Below are 1,287 nucleotides of genomic sequence, written 5' to 3' on the forward strand. Positions count from 1 at the left end.
GACCGCTGCCCAACAGTTTTCTTCTCCGCCCTCGCTCTCACTGCCACAGTGCTCTTCTGGCTCTGATCAATGAGATGGGGTGGTTGCCGCCCTCCCAGACGACATTGCATCATGCCAAGGATGACCGGGGAACCAAGGTTCCGCAAGAAGCTGTCACGTCAAAGTTTTTCCAAATTCATGGCCGAGCAGCCTCCCGCGTCAGTCGTGATGGAAGCTTGTGGCAGCACGCATCACTGGGCTCGAGAGATGATCAGCTTTGGGCATGAGGTAAAACTGATTGCGCCGCGTTACGTAAAACCGTTCGTGAAGCGACAGAAGAACGATGCGGCCGATGCAGAGGCCATTGTAATCGCGGCTCGGCAACCTGAAATGCGCTTCGTCGAGCCCAAAGGTGTCGAGCAACAAAGCCGAGCGATTTTGTTCCGGGCTCGCGAACGGCTCGTCCACCAGCGTACCGAGACCATCAACGCACTCAGGGCAGCTTTGTACGAATACGACCATGTCGTTCCACAAGGCACACGGCAGATCCGACGGATTGACGAGATGCTTGAGGCGCCACACAGTGACTTCCCTGACTTGATGCGGGACGAATGCCGCGATCTGCTGGAACAGATCGCCGAGCAGGCAATCCGTATCAACGCCCGGACGGAAAAGATCAAAGCTCTTGCGGCGGAGGCTGATACAGCCCGGCGCTTGCAAACGATCCCTGGGGTCGGTCCGATGACGGCTTTGGCAGTCGAAGCATTCGCGCCGCCGATGAGCAGCTTCAATTGTGGTCGCGCCTTTGCCGCCTGGCTGGGCCTTGTTCCGCGCCAGCTTTCTTCCGGCGGAAAAGAGCGGCTCGGTCACACTACAAAGGCAGGGCAGGCTGATATCCGCCGATTACTGATCATCGGTGCAATGTCGCGGCTGAACTGGTTCGGGCGCAAATCCATACCGGAGGATTCGTGGCTAGCACGCATCACATCGCGAAAGCCGCGGATGCTAGTTGCGATCGCCCTGGCCAACAAGATGGCGCGGGTAATTTGGGCCATGCTGACGAAAAATGAGGATTGTCGAGTTCTGGCATAGGTAGGCCCAGCGTAATATTATGCTGCGAATTCTGCCTGACGCCGGATAGACGGGAGTGTGAGAAGGCGATGACCCGAATGGGCCAAATGATCGAACAGATCTGGATCAGAAAAACCAGTTCAGGACTTAGAGCGCTACAGCTCGCCAATGAGATTTGGATCTGATCCGCGGATCACCATACCGGCCAGCGGTTTCTGAGTGCCGTATTCAAAGGCC

The 1,287-nt window shown here is 56.9% G+C and carries 1 protein-coding gene; it reads left to right on the top strand.

Features of this window, described 5'->3' with window-relative positions; translation table 11 throughout:
- The first annotated feature begins 111 nt into the window (after nucleotides 1–111).
- Nucleotides 112–1,071, top strand: a complete 960-nt coding sequence (locus GVL61_RS24395; protein WP_200844962.1) for an IS110 family transposase — start codon at nucleotides 112–114, stop codon at nucleotides 1,069–1,071.
- Nucleotides 1,072–1,287: the final 216 nt, after the last annotated feature.

This window comes from Novosphingobium sp. 18050 (assembly GCF_902706195.1).
Taxonomy (GTDB): domain Bacteria; phylum Pseudomonadota; class Alphaproteobacteria; order Sphingomonadales; family Sphingomonadaceae; genus Novosphingobium.